This is a genomic window from Pseudomonas sp. DY-1, from assembly GCF_003626975.1.
Lineage (GTDB): Bacteria > Pseudomonadota > Gammaproteobacteria > Pseudomonadales > Pseudomonadaceae > Metapseudomonas.
Genome location: NZ_CP032616.1, coordinates 247743 through 266901 on the forward strand (window position 1 = coordinate 247743; position 19159 = coordinate 266901).

Annotated in this window: 20 protein-coding genes; all 20 read left to right on the top strand. The window is 62.6% G+C overall.

Annotation, left to right across the window (positions count from 1 at the left end; genetic code table 11):
- The first annotated feature begins 61 nt into the window (after positions 1–61).
- The 20 genes from D6Z43_RS01365 (at position 62) to fliM (ending at position 19132) form a co-directional block, all read left to right on the top strand.
- Positions 62–424 carry a flagellar protein FlaG gene (locus tag D6Z43_RS01365; RefSeq protein ID WP_120649931.1) on the top strand — a complete coding sequence of 121 codons (363 nt, stop codon included), beginning with the start codon at positions 62–64 and terminating at the stop codon, positions 422–424.
- 94 nt (positions 425–518) lie between these two features.
- Positions 519–1961, top strand: a complete 1443-nt coding sequence (fliD, locus tag D6Z43_RS01370; protein WP_120649932.1) for a flagellar filament capping protein FliD — start codon at positions 519–521, stop codon at positions 1959–1961.
- A gap of 3 nt (positions 1962–1964) precedes the next feature.
- Positions 1965–2363, top strand: coding sequence for a flagellar export chaperone FliS (gene fliS / locus D6Z43_RS01375; protein WP_120649933.1), 399 nt, complete (start codon positions 1965–1967; stop codon positions 2361–2363).
- Between the two features lie 84 nt (positions 2364–2447).
- The gene (gene fliS / locus D6Z43_RS01380) at positions 2448–2828 is read left to right on the top strand and encodes a flagellar export chaperone FliS (RefSeq protein ID WP_028626539.1); all 381 of its coding nucleotides are present in this window, start codon (positions 2448–2450) and stop codon (positions 2826–2828) included.
- A gap of 28 nt (positions 2829–2856) precedes the next feature.
- The gene (locus tag D6Z43_RS01385; RefSeq protein ID WP_120649934.1) at positions 2857–3153 is read left to right on the top strand and encodes a flagellar protein FliT; all 297 of its coding nucleotides are present in this window, start codon (positions 2857–2859) and stop codon (positions 3151–3153) included.
- Positions 3154–3371: 218 nt separating this feature from the next.
- The gene (locus D6Z43_RS01390) at positions 3372–4844 is read left to right on the top strand and encodes a sigma-54 dependent transcriptional regulator (RefSeq protein ID WP_120649935.1); all 1473 of its coding nucleotides are present in this window, start codon (positions 3372–3374) and stop codon (positions 4842–4844) included.
- A gap of 111 nt (positions 4845–4955) precedes the next feature.
- Positions 4956–6161 (top strand): PAS domain-containing sensor histidine kinase, encoded by a 1206-nt coding sequence (locus tag D6Z43_RS01395; RefSeq protein WP_120649936.1) that lies wholly within the window; start codon positions 4956–4958, stop codon positions 6159–6161.
- Between the two features lie 5 nt (positions 6162–6166).
- Positions 6167–7582, top strand: coding sequence for a sigma-54 dependent transcriptional regulator (locus tag D6Z43_RS01400; RefSeq protein ID WP_120649937.1), 1416 nt, complete (start codon positions 6167–6169; stop codon positions 7580–7582).
- A gap of 216 nt (positions 7583–7798) precedes the next feature.
- Positions 7799–8131: a flagellar hook-basal body complex protein FliE gene (fliE, locus tag D6Z43_RS01405; RefSeq protein ID WP_120649938.1), complete on the top strand. Its 333-nt coding sequence runs from the start codon at positions 7799–7801 to the stop codon at positions 8129–8131.
- Between the two features lie 14 nt (positions 8132–8145).
- Positions 8146–9933 carry a flagellar basal-body MS-ring/collar protein FliF gene (gene fliF / locus D6Z43_RS01410; RefSeq protein ID WP_120649939.1) on the top strand — a complete coding sequence of 596 codons (1788 nt, stop codon included), beginning with the start codon at positions 8146–8148 and terminating at the stop codon, positions 9931–9933.
- Entirely contained in the window at positions 9926–10942 is a 1017-nt protein-coding gene (gene fliG / locus D6Z43_RS01415) for a flagellar motor switch protein FliG (protein ID WP_120649940.1), read from the top strand. Before fliF ends, fliG begins: the two co-directional genes overlap by 8 nt.
- Before the next feature lie 10 nt (positions 10943–10952).
- Entirely contained in the window at positions 10953–11750 is a 798-nt protein-coding gene (gene fliH, locus D6Z43_RS01420) for a flagellar assembly protein FliH (protein ID WP_120649941.1), read from the top strand.
- The gene (fliI, locus tag D6Z43_RS01425) at positions 11740–13092 is read left to right on the top strand and encodes a flagellar protein export ATPase FliI (protein WP_120649942.1); all 1353 of its coding nucleotides are present in this window, start codon (positions 11740–11742) and stop codon (positions 13090–13092) included. Before fliH ends, fliI begins: the two co-directional genes overlap by 11 nt.
- 6 nt (positions 13093–13098) lie before the next feature.
- Positions 13099–13548 (top strand): flagellar export protein FliJ, encoded by a 450-nt coding sequence (gene fliJ / locus D6Z43_RS01430; protein WP_120649943.1) that lies wholly within the window; start codon positions 13099–13101, stop codon positions 13546–13548.
- Between the two features lie 165 nt (positions 13549–13713).
- Positions 13714–14019, top strand: coding sequence for an STAS domain-containing protein (locus D6Z43_RS01435; RefSeq protein ID WP_028626550.1), 306 nt, complete (start codon positions 13714–13716; stop codon positions 14017–14019).
- Between the two features lie 11 nt (positions 14020–14030).
- Complete coding sequence (locus D6Z43_RS01440) at positions 14031–15725, top strand: fused response regulator/phosphatase (protein ID WP_120649944.1); 1695 nt, start codon at positions 14031–14033, stop codon at positions 15723–15725.
- A gap of 32 nt (positions 15726–15757) precedes the next feature.
- Positions 15758–16111 carry an Hpt domain-containing protein gene (locus D6Z43_RS01445; protein ID WP_120649945.1) on the top strand — a complete coding sequence of 118 codons (354 nt, stop codon included), beginning with the start codon at positions 15758–15760 and terminating at the stop codon, positions 16109–16111.
- 83 nt (positions 16112–16194) lie between these two features.
- The gene (locus D6Z43_RS01450; protein ID WP_120649946.1) at positions 16195–17481 is read left to right on the top strand and encodes a flagellar hook-length control protein FliK; all 1287 of its coding nucleotides are present in this window, start codon (positions 16195–16197) and stop codon (positions 17479–17481) included.
- 144 nt (positions 17482–17625) lie between these two features.
- Positions 17626–18147 (top strand): flagellar basal body-associated protein FliL, encoded by a 522-nt coding sequence (gene fliL / locus D6Z43_RS01455; RefSeq protein ID WP_120649947.1) that lies wholly within the window; start codon positions 17626–17628, stop codon positions 18145–18147.
- 13 nt (positions 18148–18160) lie between these two features.
- Positions 18161–19132 (top strand): flagellar motor switch protein FliM, encoded by a 972-nt coding sequence (fliM, locus tag D6Z43_RS01460; RefSeq protein WP_120649948.1) that lies wholly within the window; start codon positions 18161–18163, stop codon positions 19130–19132.
- The last annotated feature ends 27 nt before the right edge of the window (positions 19133–19159 follow it).

Here is a 19159-nt window from a genome sequence, read left to right on the forward strand (position 1 = left end):
AAACGCGGGGGGAAGTGCTTAGCGCTTCCCCCCTTCTTGCCATTTCTGAGGTGAGCACAAAATGGATATCGGAATAGTCAACCTGACGAACAAGGGAGTGAGTACTGCTCCTGTCGGCAATGGCCAGGTCCGTGGTCCGGCAGAAAAGGAAGATCGCGAAAAGGCAGTCGGCCAGGTTCAGCAGCAGTCCGAAACCGAAGACCGCGAGCCAGTGCACGCGGCAGCCTCGAGCATCCAGGAGTTCGTCCAGAGCATTCGTCGCAATCTGAACTTCGATGTGGATGACAGCAGTGGCCGAGTAGTGGTCCAGGTGACCGATTCAGAATCGGGTGAAGTGATCCGTCAGATTCCATCGGAGGATGCGCTCAAGCTGGCTGAAAGCCTGTCGGAAATGCGCAGCCTGCTGTTCAAGGCCGAGGCCTGATACGTACCTGGGACATGCGTGCGAGATGGCACGTTTCTTGACTCCTTTCAGCTTCATTGATGAAGGCGTCAGACGATTGGCGAGGTAAAGGAAAATGGCGGGGATAACCGGAATCGGTACGAACATGGACATCGACGGCATCGTCAAGGCCTTGGTCGATGCCGAAAGAGCTCCCAAAGACTCCCAACTGAATCGCGTGGAGAAGAGCGCCACGTCGAAGTTCTCCGCAGTCGGCCAGCTCATGGGAGCCATCAGCGAGTTCCAGACTGCGCTGAAGGACCTCAACTCGAGCGACCTGTTCGCCAAGCGTTCGGCAAAGTCGAGCAATACCGATCTGGCCACTGTCTCCGCCACGAACAAGGCAAGCTCGGGTACTTATCAGGTAACGGTCGAAAAACTTGCCAGCGCGAGCAAGGTCGGCACTGCCACCTTCGCGAAGGACGCCACTGCGGCTGCAGCCGGAACGCTGACGGTCAAGCTGGGGCCGGACGATCGCGGAGTGGACGTGCAAGTCGCTGCTGGCGCTTCGCTGTCGGAAATCCGTGACAGCCTGAACAAGGCGCTCAAGGACAAAGGCGTCAGCGCCAACATCGTCAGCAACCCAGCCGATGGCAGCTCTCGCCTGGTGCTCAGCTCCAACACTACGGGTGCTGGCAAGGACATCTATGTCCAGGCGTCCGCAGGGCTGGAAGCCTTCCGCATCGGCAATTTCGCTGACAACAATCCGGCCTCCAACCCCAGTGGCGCCCTAACGGCAATGGATACCGCCAACGCCACTAGCAGCGGCTACATCAATCAGGCTCAGGACGCGGAATTCACTATCGACGGCCTGAGTTTGCGCAGCTCCAGCAATACCGTGTCCGGTGCCATTTCCGAAGTCACCCTCAACCTGGTGAACGCTGAGCCCGGAAAGAAATTCAAGGTGACGGTCGACCAGGACACATCCACCGTCAAAGGCAACATCAAGAAGTTCGTCGACGCCTACAACAAGTTGATAGGGGTGACCAAGAGCCTGACATCCGTGACCTCGGCCGGTGAAGGCAATACGCCAGTCACCGGTCCCCTGCTGGGGGACGCTTCGGTACGTTCGTTGTTGTCCTCCGTGCGTAATGAGCTGGTGAATCCGTCGGGTCAAAAGGGCGGTATATCCATCCTGTCAGACCTGGGTATCACCACTCAAAAAGATGGCACGCTGAAGATCCAGGACAGCAAGCTCGACAAGGTACTCAGCACGCAGTACGAGTCCGTCGCCGGCTTCTTTACCGGGGACAAGGGGCTGACGTCCCGTCTCAACGCCAAACTCGATCCCTATACCCAATCAGGGGGCATCCTGTCTGAGCGCCAGAACGGCCTGCAGGAAACCCTCAGTTCGGTCAAAGCGCAGCGCACCCAGTTGGATCTGCGCATGGCGAAAGTGCAGACGCGGCTGTATGCCCAGTACAACGCCATGGATTCCCTGGTAGCGAGTCTGAAGCAGACCAGCGACCGGTTGAGCCAGTCCCTTTCCAACCTCCCCGGTGTAGTCAAGAAGAGCTAAGTGATGGCCAATCCAATCGATACCTACAAGCAGGTCAAAACCAGCCAGGAAGTCTCCCCCTATCGCGCGGTGCAACTCCTGCTGGATGGCGCCCTGGAGCGACTTTCCCTCGCTCGTCATGGCCTTGAAACCGGCAACCCGGAAGTTCGCGGCATGGCGGTCGGATCCACTCTCAGCATCATCGGCGTGCTCCAGGCCAGCCTGGACAAGCAGCTCGGCGGTGAGATCGCCGAGAATCTCGACGCACTCTACGACTACATGACCCGCCGCCTGTCCAGGGTTGCCCTGGACAATTCGCCGCGTCCGATCGAAGAGGTCGAGGCGCTGTTGCTTGAGATCAAACAGGCCTGGGACTCCATCGGTCCGGAAGTGGATGCGCCGGTCGCCGCGGAAATTTCCTGATATCCGCAATACTGCGGGCTAAAGCTCTCGCGGGCGCTGCCGATACCTTGGGTATCCAAGCCCGACACACGAGCGAGAGCGAACATGAACGCGATGGCGGCCCTCAAGCAGTACCAATCCGTGAACACCCAGGCCCAGGCCGTGGATGCCAGCCCCCACCGGCTGATCCAGATGCTCATGGAAGGTGGCCTTACTCGCCTGGCCCAGGCTCGCGGCGCCATCGAGCGTGGTCAGCTCGCGCAAAAAGGCGAGCTGATCGGCAAAGCAATCGCTATCATTGGCGGTCTGCGTGATGGCCTGAACTTCGAGCAGGGCGGCGATATCGCAGCCAACCTCGATGCACTCTACGAGTACATGGTGTCCCGCCTGCTCGAAGCGAACCTGAAAAGCGACGCTGCGCTGGTGGACGAAGTGGCAGGGTTGCTGCGTAACGTGAAAACCGGATGGGATGGCATTGCCCAGTGATGCCGTCCGGGTTGGCAGGAGAATTCCAATGAATGCATCAGTCCAGCGTCTTGAAGCAACCGGCAGCGCCCTGCGCGATGCCTTGGCTCGCCAGGACTGGGCAGCCATCGGTGAGCTGGACCAGCTCTGCCGCCAGGCCGTCGATGACGCCATGGTCGATGCCGTGGACGATGTCGAGGTACTCGGCGCTCGCATGCAGGAGCTGCTGTCGCTCTACCGTGAACTGGTGGAGATCTGCCAGGCCGAACAGCAGCGCATTGCCTGCGAGCTGGTTCAGATCAATCAGGCTCAGCAGGGCGCCAAGGTCTACAAGTTGTTCGGCTGATGGCTGGACAGTTCCCATCTGCCATTAGTTCGATATTGCTCCGACAACCGCTTAGCCATTCCGTCGGCTCGACCAAAAAAAGCACGCCATAAAATTGACTCGGCAAGGGTTTTTCACTTTACTAGTGGCCAATTGCCGGTCAAACCCACCTTCGGGAAGCACCGTCTGTCCATGCGTCGCGGAGCGCGGCGTTCAGCCCTAAAAGCAAGAACTAGACAATGTGGCGTGAAACCAAGATTCTGCTGATCGACGACAATAGCGATCGCCGCCGCGACTTCGCGGTGATCCTGAATTTCCTCGGGGAAGAGTACCTGGACTGTGCCAGCCACGACTGGCGCGACGTGACGGGTTCCCTGAACTCCAGCCGTGACGTTCTTTGCGTCATGCTCGGCGAGGTGAGTGCCAAGGGTGGCGTGCTCGAGCTGATCAAGCAGTTGCTGGCTTGGGACGAGTTCCTGCCAGTGCTGCTGATCGGTGACCAGCCCCAGATGGATTGGCCGGAAGATTTGCGCCGTCGCCTGCTGACCAACCTGGAGATGCCGCCCAGCTACAACAAGCTGCTCGACTCCCTGCATCGCGCCCAGGTCTATCGCGAAATGTACGATCACGCCCGCGAGCGTGGCCGCCAGCGCGAACCCAACCTGTTCCGCAGCCTGGTAGGCACCAGCCGCGCCATTCAACAAGTCCGGCAGATGATGCAGCAGGTGGCCGATACCGACGCCAGCGTGCTGATTCTTGGTGAGTCCGGCACCGGCAAGGAAGTTGTGGCGCGTAACCTTCACTACCATTCCAAGCGTCGCGAAGCCCCGTTCGTACCGGTCAATTGCGGCGCCATTCCGGCAGAGCTGCTGGAAAGCGAACTCTTCGGTCATGAGAAGGGGGCCTTCACTGGCGCCATCACCAGCCGGGCAGGGCGCTTCGAGCTGGCCAACGGCGGCACCCTGTTCCTCGACGAGATCGGCGACATGCCGCTGCCGATGCAGGTCAAGCTGCTGCGGGTGCTGCAAGAACGTACCTTCGAGCGCGTGGGTAGCAACAAGACCCAGAATGTCGATGTGCGCATCATCGCTGCCACCCACAAGAACCTCGAGCAGATGATCGAGGCGGGCAGCTTCCGCGAAGATCTCTACTACCGTCTCAATGTCTTCCCCATCGAGATGGCGCCGCTGCGCGAGCGGGTGGAAGACATTCCGCTGCTGATCAACGAGCTCATCTCGCGTATGGAGCACGAGAAGCGCGGTTCGATTCGCTTCAATTCCGCCGCCATCATGTCCCTGTGCAACCACGACTGGCCGGGCAACGTCCGTGAACTGGCGAACCTGGTGGAGCGCATGGCGATCATGCATCCCTATGGCGTCATCGGCGTCAGCGAACTGCCGAAGAAATTCCGCCATGTGGATGACGAGGATGAGCAGCTCAAGGCCAGTTTGCGCGAGGAAATCGAAGAGCGTTCGGCCATCGGCGCCGGCCTACCCGGCGTTGCCTCGCCGGCGCTGCTGCCGCCCGAGGGGCTGGATCTCAAGGACTACCTCGGCAACCTCGAGCAAGGTCTGATCCAGCAGGCGCTGGACGACGCCTCCGGCGTAGTGGCCCGTGCCGCCGAGCGCCTGCGTATCCGCCGCACCACCCTGGTGGAGAAGATGCGAAAGTACGGCATGAGCCGTCGCGACGAGGAATTGGCGGAAGAATAATTCCGCTTTTTCCAAGTCCTTGTTTTTGAAGGACTAAATTTTAGGCACGAGTATTGCTATCTCTCCCTCGACCGACCGTCTGCTGACGGTCGATGGAGCGAGAGAAGAGCAATGAGCCAGGCAGTAACCCCCGCACAGAATCCGGAAAACGCCCCCGCTGAGCAGGCCAGCCGCGCCGGCCTTGAGCAGGCGTTCGCGCTGTTCAACCAGATGTCGGCTCAGCTCAGTGAGTCCTACAGCATGCTGGAGGCGCGAGTCACTGAACTGAAGGGGCAGTTGGCCCTGGTCAGTGCCCAGCGGATGCAGGAGCTGGCGGAGAAGGAACGCCTGGCCAACCGCCTGCAAAGCCTGCTCGACCTGCTACCGGGTGGCGTCATCGTGATCGATGGGCAGGGTGTGGTGCGGGAAGCCAACCCGGTGGCGCGCAACCTGCTTGGCCAGCCCCTGGTCGGCATGCTCTGGCGCGAAGTGATCGCTCGTAACTTTGCCCCGCGTGAAGACGACGGCCATGAAATCTCCCTCAAGGACGGCCGCCGCCTTTCCATTGCCACTCGCTCCCTGAATGCCGAACCCGGCCAGTTGGTCTTGCTCACAGACCTGACGGAAACCCGTCGCCTGCAGGATCAGCTGTCCCGTCATGAGCGTCTTTCCGCCCTGGGGCGCATGGTCGCCTCCCTGGCCCATCAGATTCGGACGCCGCTTTCTGCGGCCTTGCTCTATGCCAGCCACCTGACCCAGCAGGTCTTGCCGACGGATCAGCAGCAGCGGTTTGCCGGGCGCCTGAAAGAGCGCCTGCATGAGCTGGAGCACCAGGTCCGCGACATGCTTGTGTTTGCGCGCGGCGAACTGCCGCTGCCGGATCGCCTGGCACCATCTGCCGTGTTCTCCGCACTGCGCGCCTCGGCGGAGTCCCATGTGGAAGGCAAGGAAGTGCGCTGGCAGTGCGATCTGACCGGGGGAGAGGTGCTGTGCAATCGCGACACCCTGGTGGGCGCGATGCTCAATCTGATCGAGAACGCCAACCAGGCCGCAGGACGTGATCTGCGTCTCAAGGTCCACCTCTATAGGCGCGGCGGCGACTTGCGGCTGTCCATCAGTGACAACGGCCCGGGCATCGACGCCGCTACCCTGGCGCGCCTGGGCGAACCCTTTTTCACCACCAAGACCACCGGTACCGGCCTCGGGCTGGCTGTGGTCAAAGCGGTGGCGCGTGCCCATCAGGGCGAGCTGAAGTTGCGCTCGCGACCCGGTCGCGGTACCTGCGCCACCCTGGTCCTGCCGCTGATTCCCGCGGCGCAGTCGGTTACACAGGAGTAAGGACGATGACTGCCAAAATTCTGCTGGTCGAAGATGACCGCGCCCTGCGTGAAGCCCTGGCGGACACGCTGCTGATCGGTGGTTACGACTTCCGCGCCGTGGACTGTGCCGAAACCGCGCTGGTGGCACTGGGTGAAGAGTCCTTCGGCCTGATGGTGAGCGACGTCAACATGCCCGGCATGGACGGCCACCAGTTGCTCGCCGTCGTTCGCCAGCGTTTCCCGCAGCTTCCGGTATTGCTGATGACTGCATTCGGCGCGGTGGAGCGAGCGGTGGATGCCATGCGTCAGGGCGCCGCCGACTACCTGGTAAAACCGTTCGAACCCAACACCCTGCTGGACCTTGTGGCGCGCCATGCGCTGGGGCGTGTAACCCAGCTCACCAGCGATGGTCCGGTCGCCCTGGAGCCGGCCAGCCGTCAATTGCTGGAACTGGCCGCTCGTGTGGCGCGCAGTGACTCCACAGTGCTCATCTCGGGCGAGTCTGGCACTGGCAAGGAGGTGCTGGCGCAGTACATCCACCAGCAGTCGACCCGTGCCAACGGCCCCTTCATCGCCATCAACTGCGCGGCGATTCCGGACAACATGCTCGAAGCCACTCTGTTCGGTCACGAGAAGGGTGCCTTCACAGGCGCAATTGCCAGTGCTCCGGGCAAGTTCGAGATGGCCGATGGCGGCACCATCCTGCTCGACGAGATTTCCGAAATGCCATTGGGCCTGCAGGCCAAGTTGTTGCGGGTACTGCAAGAGCGCGAAGTGGAAAGGGTCGGCGCGCGCAGGCCGATCAGCCTGGATATCCGCGTGCTCGCCACCACTAACCGCGACCTCGCCGGGGAAGTGGCGGCGGGGCGTTTCCGTGAAGACCTCTATTACCGCCTTTCGGTTTTCCCGCTGGCTTGGCGCCCGCTGCGGGAACGTCCGGCGGATATCCTGCCGCTGGCCGAGCGCCTGCTTGCGAAACACGTCAAAAAAATGAATCACGCTGCCGTGCGCTTCTCCGTCGAAGCTCATGCGGCCCTGCTGGCCCATGGTTGGCCGGGCAACGTCCGCGAGTTGGACAACGCCGTGCAGCGCGCGCTGATCCTGCAGCAGGGCGGGCTCATCCAGCCCCACGACCTGTGCCTGACCGCGCCTATCGGCATGGCCATCATCCCGGCCATGCCGACAGTGACGTCGCTTCCGATTGCCGCCCCCGTGGTATCGCTACCGGTTGCCGCAATGCCTGCCGAGGCGCCAAGCGCGCTGGGCGATGACCTGCGCCGCCATGAGTTCCAGATGATCATCGACACTCTGCGTTCCGAGCGTGGCCGTCGTAAGGAAGCTGCGGAGCGTCTCGGCATCAGTCCGCGTACGCTGCGCTACAAGCTGGCCCAGATGCGCGACGCCGGAATGGATGTAGAGGCCTACCTTTACGCCAGCTGACGCCGGAGGCGGAAAGGCCAGTCCCGGCAAACCTTTCGTAGGAGCGAGCTCTGCTTGCGAACGGCCCGAGCGCGTTTTTTTCGCGAGCAGAGCTCGCTCCTACAAGTTCGCAACCTTCCCCGTAACACCCGTCCCTGAGCTTTTGGCACCCTTGTTGCAGATACCCCTTCATCGGATCGCGTAGCGTCAAAAAAGCGCGACAGTTGGAGGAATGAGATGAGCCAGGGTGTTGAGTTCAATCGCCTGATGTTGGAAATGCGCTCCATGCAGATGGACGCAATGGCCCGTGCCAAGCCTGCCCCTGTGGCAGCCCCCGAGGCCGGTGCGCCGAGCTTCGCCGACATGCTCGGCAAGGCGGTCGACAAGGTTTCGGAAACCCAGAAGGCTTCCACCGACATGGCCACCGCATTCGAGGTCGGTCAGAAGGGTGTCGATCTCACCGATGTCATGATCGCCTCGCAGAAAGCCAGCGTGTCCTTCGAGGCCATGACCCAGGTGCGGAACAAACTGGTCCAGGCCTACCAAGACATCATGCAGATGCCGGTTTGAGGACGGATTGAGAAATGGCTGAAGCCGCTGTTGCAAAGGTTCCTGCCAAGGCTGATGCGCCGGAAGCGCAGGGAGAGAAGAAGCCGCTGTTCGGCCTGTCCTTCCTGGAAAACCTCTCGCAGATGAGCATGCTGCGTCAGGTTGGCCTCCTGGTTGGCCTGGCCGCCAGTGTCGCCATCGGCTTTGCCGTGGTGCTCTGGTCGCAGCAGCCGGACTATCGCCCGCTGTACGGCAGTTTGTCCGGGATGGACGCAAACCAGGTGGTGGAAACCCTGGGGGCGGCCGACATCCCTTACAAGATCGAGCCCAACTCCGGCGCCCTGCTGGTCAAGTCAGACGACCTGGCCCGTGCCCGCATGAAGCTCGCCGCCGCTGGTGTTGCGCCGAGCGACAATACTGTCGGCTTCGAGATCCTCGACAAGGAACAGGGCCTCGGTACCAGCCAGTTCATGGAGGCCACCCGCTATCGCCGCGGTCTGGAAGGAGAGCTGGCACGCACCATTTCCAGCCTGAACAACGTCAAGGGCGCGCGTGTGCACCTGGCCATTCCGAAGAGCTCGGTGTTCGTCCGTGACGAGCGCAAGCCAACCGCTTCGGTTCTGGTCGAACTCTATCCGGGCCGCTCCCTTGAGCCGAGCCAGGTAATGGCGATCGTCAACCTGGTGGCGACCAGCGTGCCGGAACTGGAGAAGTCGCAGGTCACCGTCGTCGACCAGAAAGGCAACCTGCTGTCCGACCAGCAGGAACTGTCCGAGCTGACTATGGCCGGCAAGCAGTTCGACTACACCCGTCGTATGGAAACCCTGTACACCCAGCGCGTGCACAGCATCCTGCAGCCGGTGCTGGGCAATGGCCGCTACAAGGCGGAAGTATCCGCGGACGTGGATTTCAGCGCGGTCGAATCCACCTCCGAAATGTACAACCCGGATCAACCGGCCCTGCGCAGCGAGCAGAAGCTCGCCGAAGAGCGCCAGAACAACGGCGGTCCGCAAGGCGTGCCGGGTGCGCTGTCCAACCAGCCACCGGCGCCGGGCGCCGCACCCCAGCAAGCCACCGGGTCAGCAACGGCCGGCGTGCAGCCGGGACAGCCGCTGCTGGATGACAACGGCCAGCAGATCATCGACCCAGCCACTGGCAAGCCGATGCTCGCGCCGTACCCGACAGACAAGCGCGATCAGACCACCCGCAACTTCGAGCTGGACCGTTCCATCAGTTACACCAAGCAGCAGCAGGGCCGCCTGCGCCGGCTTTCCGTCGCGGTGGTGCTGGACGATCAGGTGAAGGTCGACCCACAGACTGGCGAAACCACGCGAGTGCCCTGGACCGCCGACGAGATTGCTCGCTTCACCCGGCTGGTGCAGGACTCGGTGGGCTACGACGCCAGCCGTGGCGATAGCGTCAGCGTGATCAACACCGCCTTCATGAACGACAGCGGCGAAGAAGTCATCGACATTCCCTTCTACACCCAGCCCTGGTTCTGGGATGTGGTGAAGCAAGTGCTGGGCGTGCTCTTCATCCTGGTGCTGGTATTCGGTGTGCTGCGCCCGGTGCTGAACAACATCAGTGGCACCGGCAAGTCCAGGGACCTGGACGGCGGTCGCGGCGATGCCGACCTGGGCGAGATGGGGCTATCGGGCGAGCTGTCGGATGACCGCGTCAGCCTGGGCGGCCCGCAAAGCATCCTCCTGCCCAGCCCGAGCGACGGGTATGATGCGCAGCTCAACGCCATCAAGAGCCTGGTGGCCGAAGATCCTGGCCGTGTGGCCCTGGTAGTCAAAGAGTGGATCAACGCCGATGAGTGATAACCGCGCTCCCGCCAAGCTGAACAAGGTCGACAAGGCCGCCATTCTGCTGCTGTCCCTGGGCGAGACCGACGCCGCCCAGGTGCTCCGTCACATGGGGCCGAAGGAAGTGCAGCGGGTCGGCGTCGCCATGGCACAGATGCGCAATATCCATCGCGAACAGGTGGAACAGGTGATGAGCGAGTTCGTCGAGATCGTCGGCGACCAGACCAGCCTGGGCGTCGGTGCCGATGGCTACATCCGCAAGATGCTCACCCAGGCCCTAGGTGAGGACAAGGCCAACAACCTGATCGACCGCATCTTGCTAGGCGGCAGCACCAGTGGCCTGGACAGCCTGAAGTGGATGGAGCCGCGTGCCGTGGCCGACGTGATCCGCTACGAGCACCCGCAGATCCAGGCCATCGTGGTCGCCTATCTCGACCCGGACCAGGCCGCCGAAGTGCTCAGCCACTTCGACCACAAGGTCCGCTTGGACATCGTCCTGCGCGTGTCGTCGCTCAATACCGTGCAACCGTCCGCGCTCAAGGAACTCAACCTGATCCTCGAGAAGCAGTTCGCCGGCAACGCCAGCACCACCCGCACCACCATGGGCGGCGTGAAGCGCGCGGCGGACATCATGAACTTCCTCGACAGCTCGGTCGAGGGCCAACTGATGGACTCCATCCGCGAAGTGGACGAGGACCTCTCTACGCAGATCGAAGATCTCATGTTCGTCTTCGATAACCTGGCCGACGTCGATGACCGCGGCATCCAGGCGCTGCTGCGCGAAGTGTCCTCCGACGTGCTGGTCCTGGCTCTCAAGGGCTCGGACGACGCGATCAAGGAGAAGGTCTTCAAGAACATGTCCAAGCGCGCGGCCGAGCTGCTGCGCGACGACCTGGAAGCCAAGGGCCCGGTGCGTGTCAGCGACGTCGAGTCGGCGCAGAAGGAAATCCTCACCATCGCCCGCCGTATGGCCGAAGCCGGGGAAATCGTCCTCGGCGGCAAGGGCGGCGAAGAAATGATCTGAGGCGGCGCCCATGGCCAACAAGGATTCGGCAAGCGAACTGATCCGCGCCAAGGACGTCAACGTCTTCGATCGCTGGTCGCTGCCCAGTTTCGATCCGGACGCCCCGCAACCCGCCGAGCCGGAAGAGCCGTTGGCTGCGGCGGCGCCTGAGCCGGAGCCTGAATCGCAGATCGAGGAAGTGCCGGTCGAGGACGTCAAGCCGCTGACGCTGGACGAGCTCGAGGCCATTCGCCAGGACGCCTACAACGAAGGCTTCGCCACCGGCGAGCGCGACGGTTTCCATGCCGGCCAGCTCAAGGCCCGTCAGGAAGCGGAGGCTGCCGTGAATGCCCGACTGGCCCAGCTCGACGCGCTGATGGGGCACTTGCTGGACCCCATCGCCGAGCAGGACCGGCAGATCGAGGAGTCCCTGGTGCACCTCACCAGTCTGATCACCCGCCAGGTGATTCAGCGCGAGCTGCGCATGGATTCCGGACAGATCCGCCATGTGCTGCGCGAGGCGCTGAAGCTGCTGCCGATGGGCGCCAGCAACGTGCGCATCCACATCAACCCGCAGGACTTCGAACAGGTGAAGGCCCTGCGCGAACGCCATGAAGAAAGCTGGCGCATCCTCGAAGACGAAGCGCTTGAGCCCGGCGGCTGCCGGGTCGAGACCGAACATTCGCGCATCGACGCCAGCATCGAGACGCGCCTGAACCTGGCCATGAAGCAGCTCTTCGAGCAACAACGCGAGCAGAAGGTCCATCCGCCATCGGCCGATCTGGTGGTCGACCTGGACTCTCCGGACAGCCTCGATCATGCGTATTGAGCGCGCCAGCTTCGCCAAGCGGCTGGCGGGTTACAACGATGTCATCGATCTGCCTTCGCAACCCATGGTGGAAGGCCGCCTACTGCGTATGGTGGGGCTCACCCTGGAGGCCGAGGGTTTACGCGCACCAGTGGGCAGTCGCTGCCTGGTAATCAACGACGACAGCTATCACCCGGTGCAGGTGGAAGCTGAAGTGATGGGCTTTGCCGGAAGCAAGATCTACCTGATGCCGGTGGGCAGCCTTTCCGGCATTGCCCCGGGCGCCCGCGTCGTACCACTGCCGGATACCGGCCGCCTGCCCATGGGAATGTCCATGCTTGGCCGCGTGCTCGATGGCGCCGGTCGCGCCCTGGATGGCAAGGGTGGCATGAAGGCTGAAGACTGGGTGCCGATGGACGGCCCCACCATCAACCCGCTCAAGCGCCACCCCATTAGCGAGCCGCTGGATGTGGGCATTCGTTCAATCAATTCGTTGCTTACCGTCGGCCGTGGCCAGCGGCTCGGCCTGTTCGCCGGTACCGGCGTGGGCAAGAGCGTGCTGCTCGGCATGATGACCCGCTTCACCGAGGCGGAAATCATCGTCGTCGGCCTGATCGGTGAACGGGGTCGCGAAGTGAAGGAGTTCATCGAGCACATCCTCGGTGAAGAAGGCCTCAAACGTTCCGTGGTCGTGGCGTCCCCGGCGGACGATGCGCCGCTGATGCGCCTGCGTGCCGCCATGTACTGCACCCGAATTGCCGAGTACTTCCGCGACAAAGGCAAGAACGTCCTGTTGCTGATGGACTCCCTGACCCGTTTTGCCCAGGCCCAGCGCGAAATCGCCCTGGCCATTGGCGAGCCGCCGGCCACCAAGGGCTATCCGCCATCAGTATTTGCCAAACTGCCGAAGCTGGTGGAGCGCGCCGGCAATGCCGAACAGGGTGGTGGATCGATCACGGCCTTCTACACCGTGCTCTCCGAAGGCGACGACCAGCAGGATCCGATTGCGGACTCCGCGCGCGGCGTACTCGACGGCCACTTCGTGCTATCCCGCCGCCTGGCCGAGGAGGGCCACTACCCGGCCATCGACATCGAGGCGTCCATCAGCCGGGTTATGCCCCAGGTGGTCAGCCCCGAACACATGAAGATGGCCCAGCGCTTCAAGCAGCTCTGGTCGCGCTACCAGCAGAGCCGTGACTTGATCAGCGTGGGCGCCTACGTCGCAGGCGGCGACCCTGATACCGACCTGGCCATCGCTCGCCAGCCGGCCATGAGTGCCTTTCTGCGCCAGGGCCTCGACGAGAGCGAGAGCCTTCCCCAGAGCGCCCAGCGTCTTGCGGCAGCCCTGGGTATCCAGGGCTGATAGCACATGTCACGCAATCGGGCGGCGCGCCTGGCGCCGGTGGTCGAAATGGCCGAGCGCGCCGAGCGTGAAGCCGCGCGCATGCTCGGTCGCTGTCAGGCGCAGGTCACTCAGGCGGAGATGAAACTGGGCGAGTTGGAGCGCTATCGCTCCGACTACCAGCAGCAATGGATCGAGGAAGGGCGGCGCGGTGTTTCCGGCCAATGGCTGATGAACTACCAGCGCTTCCTGTCGCAGCTCGAATCCGCCATCGGCCAGCAGTTGCAGAGCGTCAAATGGCACCGCGAGAACCTCGACAAGGCCCGCGCGGCCTGGCAACAGCGCTATGCGCGTCTCGAGGGGCTGCGCAAGCTGGTGCAGCGTTACCTCGACGAGGCCCGGGCAGCCGAGGACAAGCGCGAGCAGAAGCTGCTGGACGAACTGGTGCAACGCTTGCCCGCCAGAGGTGAGGAGTAGGGTGCGCCGTGCACACCAACCGTTCAGCGCGAAAGCGAATGCATTCTTCAACGTGTCATCTCAGAACCATAAATTCTCCCGGCTCGCCGCTTTCCAGTTGCCGTGCCTGATGGTGGGTGCTAAATCTTCACCACGCGCATTCCGAATTTGAACAAGGAGCTTTGCATGGCCATCACCTCGATGCCCTCAGACGATGGGCAGGAGCTGACCATCACTATCCAGGGACGTTTCGATTTCGGCGCCCACCAGGAATTCCGCGACGCCTACGAGCGCGTCAATTTCACCCCCAAGCGCTACGTCGTGGATCTCAAGGGCACCACCTACCTCGACAGCTCCGCACTTGGCATGCTGTTGCTGCTGCGTGACCACGCCGGTGGCGAGCGTGCCCAGATTCGCCTTGCCAATTGCAACCCCGACGTCCGCAAAATCCTCGCCATCTCCAACTTCGAACAACTGTTCCAGATCGCCTGAGGCCTGTTGCCATGCCGTCGCCGCTGACGATCCTGATTGCCGAGGACAACGCAGCGGATAGGCTGCTGCTGTCCACCATTGTCAACCGCCAGGGCCACCGGGCCCTGACGGCCGCCAATGGCCGCGAGGCCGTGGCGCTGTTCCAGCAAGAACAGCCGCAACTGGTGCTGATGGATGCCCTGATGCCCGTGATGGATGGCTTCGAAGCTGCCCGCCAGATCAAGCAGCTGGCCGGCGAAGCCCTGGTGCCGATCATCTTCCTCACCTCCCTCACCGAGAACGAGGCATTGGTGCGTTGCCTGGAGGCGGGCGGGGATGACTTCCTCGCCAAGCCCTACAACCGCGTCATCCTCGAAGCCAAAATCAAGGCGCTCGACCGTCTGCGCCGTCTGCAAGACACAGTGCTGCAGCAGCGTGACCTGATCGCCCGGCATAACGAACACCTAGTCACCGAACAGCGGGTGGCCAAGGCGGTGTTTGACAAGGTGGCGCACTCCGGCTGCCTGAGTGCCCCGAACATCCGCTATCTGCAATCGCCCTATGCGCTGTTCAATGGCGACCTGTTACTGGCCGCCTACAAGCCCTCGGGTGGCATGCATGTGCTGCTCGGCGACTTCACCGGCCATGGTCTGCCGGCAGCCATTGGTGCCATGCCGCTGGCCGAGGTGTTCTACGGCATGACCGCCAAGGGTTATGCCATGGCCGACATCCTGCGGGAGATGAACGCCAAGCTGAAACGCATCCTGCCGGTTGGCGTGTTCTGCTGTGCGACCTTCCTCAACCTGAGTTTCCAGCGGCGTTTGGTCGAGGTATGGAACGGCGGCCTTCCCGAAGGGTATCTGCGCCGCGCCGATAGCGGCGAACTGGTGCCGCTCGTGTCGCGCCACCTGCCGTTGGGCGTGCTTGACCAGGGCAGTTTCAATGCGCATTTCGAGTCTTATCCCATCGAAACGGGCGACCGCATCTTCCTGGTCTCGGACGGGGTGCTGGAAACCCGTAATGACAGCGACGAAACCTTTGGGGACCAGCGCTTGCGCGAAGTCTTCAATGCCAATGGCGACGGCAACCGGCTGTTCGACGAAATCCAGCTGGCCCTGAGCGCCTTCCGGGGCCATGCCCAGGACGACGTGAGCATGATCGAAGTGCGCATGCTCGATGACTCCACCGAGCGTGCCAAGCTGGCCTTCACCGACAGCGGCCAGGCCAGCCCGCTTGACTGGTCTGCCTCTTTCGAGTTTCGCGCCCAGACGCTTAAACGCTTCAACCCGCTGCCCTTCCTCCTGCAGTTGCTGCTGGAGGTCCAGGGGCTGCGCGACCAGGGGGGAGCGCTTTATACGGTGTTGGCTGAGCTTTACTCCAATGCATTGGAGCACGGCGTACTGGGGCTGGATTCTTCCCTCAAGCGCAACGCCGAAGGTTTCGCCCGCTATTATCGCGAGCGCAGCGAACGCCTTGCCGGGCTGGACGATGGCTACGTGCGCTTCAATCTGCAGCTGGTCCCGGAGGGCAGGGGAGGGCGCTTGCTGGTGCATGTGGAAGACAGCGGCAAAGGCTTCGACCTGGGGACTGTCCTGGCTCGTGAGCCAATGATGGACGGCCTCTGCGGCCGCGGCCTGACCCTGATCAGGCAGCTCGCCGCCTATTGTGAGCCCGCCGAGGATGGCAGGGGCATACGCGTCGAATTCCGCTGGCCCGTTAAGGCATAATTTTCTGACGTTCAGTAGAGGGAGCGACGGGTTTGTCCGATATCCATCTCGACCATTCAGTGCTGTCCGCCTTGCGGGACGTCATGGAGGACGAGTTTCCGGTGCTGCTGGATACCTTCCTGGCGGACTCGACGGAGCGCTTGCGACAGATCCGTCAGGCCAACGCCGCGTCCGATAGCCAGGCCCTGCGCCTGGCCGCCCACAGCTTCAAGGGTAGCTGCAGCAACATGGGGGCCCTTGAGCTGGCGAGCCTGTGCAAGCAACTGGAGGACATGGCCCGCCGTGACCAGCTGTCCGATGCGCCAGGCGTCATCCTGCTGATCGAGCAGGAATTCCTCATCGTCCGTGATCTCTTGCAGGACGCGCGAAGCGGGCTGGCGCACTGATCAACGCTTCCACTCGCTGTCGGACATGTTGGCCCGTCCCTTGCAATCAGACTGGCACGAACCAACCCGAGCGGAGAGTGCCCATGCCCGTTGCCCCCGATCTGCTTCTTCAGGCCAGGCCTGAAGTGAAGCCGAAAGCACCGGCCGCAAAAGCCCCGGAAAAACCGGCGGAAACCAACAAGGGCGAGGCTTCCAGCTTCGCCCAGATGTACGCGAAAGAACGCCAGGCAAAAGCTGTCGAACGGAGCGAGGCGGCTGCAAGGCAAGCCAAGACCAGGTCGGATGAGGCAGCTAGCCAGGAAAAGCCGGCGGCAGATCCTGCCACCAACCAGCCGGCGGTTGCCGAAAGCGGCAAGCCGTTGCCGGGCGAGGAAGACGGTGCAACCCAGGAGAAACCGGATGAGTCGGTGATGGACCCGCTGCTGCTCATGGCAATGACCGGCCAACCGCCTGCCGATGCCGCGTCGGTAGTGGCGGATAGTTCCGGCGAAACGCTACCGGCACTGCCCGTGACACCACAGGTGACCAGCAGTGCTCCGGCGACCCTGACCGAAGCCAGCCTCGATCCGGACCTGGACCAGCTCAATGGCTTGCCGGCCGTGAAAATGGCACTGGACCAGGGCGCTCAGGCCGCCCAGCAGGCGCAAAGCGCGACCACCCAGGCGGCGCAGACAGCGCCGACCGCAGATCAGGACTTCGCCGATGCCCTGGCGGCCTTCGCCGACAAGCCGCTGGAGACCGGTGAGGGCAAGCTGGACAAGGCCCTGTCATCCACCGAGCTGTCGGTGGAACTGACGGAAGGCCTTGGCGAAAACAAAGGTGAAGTGCGCAACGAGTTGCTGGCCAGTCGTCTCAATGCGCTGAGCCAGTCCATCAGCCAGCACACTGCCCAGGCCCAGCGCGCGCCGGCACTGGTGCCCGGACAGCCGGTTGCCATGCAGCAGGGCGGCTGGAGCGAGGCGGTCGTGGACCGCGTGATGTGGCTGTCCAGCCAGAACCTCAAGTCCGCTGAGATCCAGCTCGATCCACAGGAATTGGGGCGACTCGAGGTACGCGTGCATATGACCCAGGATCAGACCCAGGTAACCTTCGCCAGTCCCAACGCCAACGTTCGCGATGCCCTGGAAGGGCAGATGCATCGACTGCGCGATATGTTCGCCCAGCAGGGCATGAACCAGCCCGACGTGAACGTTTCCGACCAGTCGCTCAACCGTGGCTGGCAGGGGCAGGGTGGCGACGGCGAGCGGCGCTCCGGCGGTGGCCGTGCCGACTTTGGCGGTGGGGGCGATGAGGAAATCAGCGTGAGCCATAGCGAGATCCGCCCGGCCAGCGCGGGTGGTGGACGCGGATTGGTGGACTTCTACGCCTGACTTCGTGACAGCCGCCCCTGACACTGGTATATCCGCAGCCCTGAAGCATTTGCCTGAACCGCTGGTTGGCCGGCGAGCTGGCATAACACTTGCTCATTTCCCAGGAAAAGGCGGGTTTTCCCCGCCAGGCGACGGATTATTGGCATGGCGAAGAAAGAAGCGAAGGCCCCGGCAGAGGGCGCTGTGGCAGGCGGCAAGAGCAAGCTGAAGCTCATTATCCTGGGCGTCGTGGCGTTGTTGCTGGCGATCGGTCTGTCGGTCGGCGCCACCTGGTTCTTCCTCAGTCGCGGCGACAAGGCCGCTGAGCCGGCCAAGGAAGAAGCCGCGGCCGTAGCGCCGACCAAACAGCCCGCCATCTATCAAGAGCTGGCACCAGCCTTCGTAGTCAATTTCAGCCAGAACGGTCGCCAGCGCTACATGCAGGTCAGCGTCGCGTTGATGGCCCGTGACCAGGCCGAGATGGATGCACTCAAAGTGCACATGCCGGTTCTGCGCAACAAGCTGGTCATGCTGTTCTCCAGCCAGAGCTTCGACAACCTGGTCACTCCGGTGGGCAAGGAAATGCTGCGCCAGCAGGCCACCGCCACCGTGCAGGAGCTGGCCAAGCAGGAAACCGGGGCGATCACCGTCGAGCAAGTGCTCTTCACCAACTTCGTACTGCAGTAGGCAAGGTACAACCATGGCTGTTCAAGACCTGCTGTCCCAGGATGAGATCGACGCGCTACTGCACGGTGTCGATGACGGCCTGGTTGAAACCGAAACCGACGCGGACCCTGCCAGCGTCAAGAGTTATGACCTGACGAGCCAGGACCGCATCGTCCGGGGGCGCATGCCGACCCTGGAAATGATCAACGAGCGCTTCGCCCGTTATACCCGCATCAGCATGTTCAACCTGCTGCGTCGTTCCGCGGACGTGGCGGTGGGCGGTGTGCAGGTGATGAAGTTCGGCGAGTACGTGCACTCGCTCTATGTGCCCACCAGTCTCAACCTGGTGAAGATGAAGCCCCTGCGCGGCACCTCGCTGTTCATCCTCGATGCGAAGCTGGTGTTCAAGCTGGTGGACAACTTCTTCGGTGGCGACGGTCGTCACGCCAAGATCGAGGGGCGTGAGTTCACGCCCACCGAATTGCGCGTCGTGCGCATGGTGCTGGACCAGGCCTTCGTCGACCTGGCCGAGGCCTGGCACGCAGTGATGGATGTGAACTTCGAGTACATCAACTCGGAAGTGAACCCGGCCCTGGCCAACATCGTCAGCCCCAGCGAAGTGGTGGTTGTATCCACATTCCACATTGAGCTGGATGGTGGTGGCGGCGACCTGCACATCACCATGCCGTACTCGATGATCGAGCCCATCCGCGAGATGCTCGACGCCGGCTTCCAATCCGACGTCGATGACCAGGACGAGCGTTGGATCAAGGCGCTGCGTGAGGACATCCTCGACGTCAGCGTGCCGGTGGCCGCCACCGTAGTACGTCGCCAACTCAAATTGCGAGACATCCTGCACATGCAGCCCGGCGATGTGATCCCGGTGGAGCTGCCCGAGCACATGATCATGCGCGCCAATGGCGTGCCGGCCTTCAAGGCCAAGCTGGGATCGCACAAGGGCAATCTGTCCCTGCAGATCCTCGAACCGATCGAACGCCAGCGCTGATCGCGCGTTTCCCACGAATTCAGAGCC

Excerpts from the sequence above, each read along its gene's own strand:
- D6Z43_RS01365 (WP_120649931.1), top strand. The coding sequence starts at position 62 with ATGGATATCGGAATAGTCAACCTGACGAACAAGGGAGTGAGTACTGCT.
- fliD (WP_120649932.1), top strand. The coding sequence starts at position 519 with ATGGCGGGGATAACCGGAATCGGTACGAACATGGACATCGACGGCATC.
- fliS (WP_120649933.1), top strand. The coding sequence starts at position 1,965 with ATGGCCAATCCAATCGATACCTACAAGCAGGTCAAAACCAGCCAGGAA.
- fliS (WP_028626539.1), top strand. The coding sequence starts at position 2,448 with ATGAACGCGATGGCGGCCCTCAAGCAGTACCAATCCGTGAACACCCAG.
- D6Z43_RS01385 (WP_120649934.1), top strand. The coding sequence starts at position 2,857 with ATGAATGCATCAGTCCAGCGTCTTGAAGCAACCGGCAGCGCCCTGCGC.
- D6Z43_RS01390 (WP_120649935.1), top strand. The coding sequence starts at position 3,372 with ATGTGGCGTGAAACCAAGATTCTGCTGATCGACGACAATAGCGATCGC.
- D6Z43_RS01395 (WP_120649936.1), top strand. The coding sequence starts at position 4,956 with ATGAGCCAGGCAGTAACCCCCGCACAGAATCCGGAAAACGCCCCCGCT.
- D6Z43_RS01400 (WP_120649937.1), top strand. The coding sequence starts at position 6,167 with ATGACTGCCAAAATTCTGCTGGTCGAAGATGACCGCGCCCTGCGTGAA.
- fliE (WP_120649938.1), top strand. The coding sequence starts at position 7,799 with ATGAGCCAGGGTGTTGAGTTCAATCGCCTGATGTTGGAAATGCGCTCC.
- fliF (WP_120649939.1), top strand. The coding sequence starts at position 8,146 with ATGGCTGAAGCCGCTGTTGCAAAGGTTCCTGCCAAGGCTGATGCGCCG.
- fliG (WP_120649940.1), top strand. The coding sequence starts at position 9,926 with ATGAGTGATAACCGCGCTCCCGCCAAGCTGAACAAGGTCGACAAGGCC.
- fliH (WP_120649941.1), top strand. The coding sequence starts at position 10,953 with ATGGCCAACAAGGATTCGGCAAGCGAACTGATCCGCGCCAAGGACGTC.
- fliI (WP_120649942.1), top strand. The coding sequence starts at position 11,740 with ATGCGTATTGAGCGCGCCAGCTTCGCCAAGCGGCTGGCGGGTTACAAC.
- fliJ (WP_120649943.1), top strand. The coding sequence starts at position 13,099 with ATGTCACGCAATCGGGCGGCGCGCCTGGCGCCGGTGGTCGAAATGGCC.
- D6Z43_RS01435 (WP_028626550.1), top strand. The coding sequence starts at position 13,714 with ATGGCCATCACCTCGATGCCCTCAGACGATGGGCAGGAGCTGACCATC.
- D6Z43_RS01440 (WP_120649944.1), top strand. The coding sequence starts at position 14,031 with ATGCCGTCGCCGCTGACGATCCTGATTGCCGAGGACAACGCAGCGGAT.
- D6Z43_RS01450 (WP_120649946.1), top strand. The coding sequence starts at position 16,195 with ATGCCCGTTGCCCCCGATCTGCTTCTTCAGGCCAGGCCTGAAGTGAAG.
- fliL (WP_120649947.1), top strand. The coding sequence starts at position 17,626 with ATGGCGAAGAAAGAAGCGAAGGCCCCGGCAGAGGGCGCTGTGGCAGGC.
- fliM (WP_120649948.1), top strand. The coding sequence starts at position 18,161 with ATGGCTGTTCAAGACCTGCTGTCCCAGGATGAGATCGACGCGCTACTG.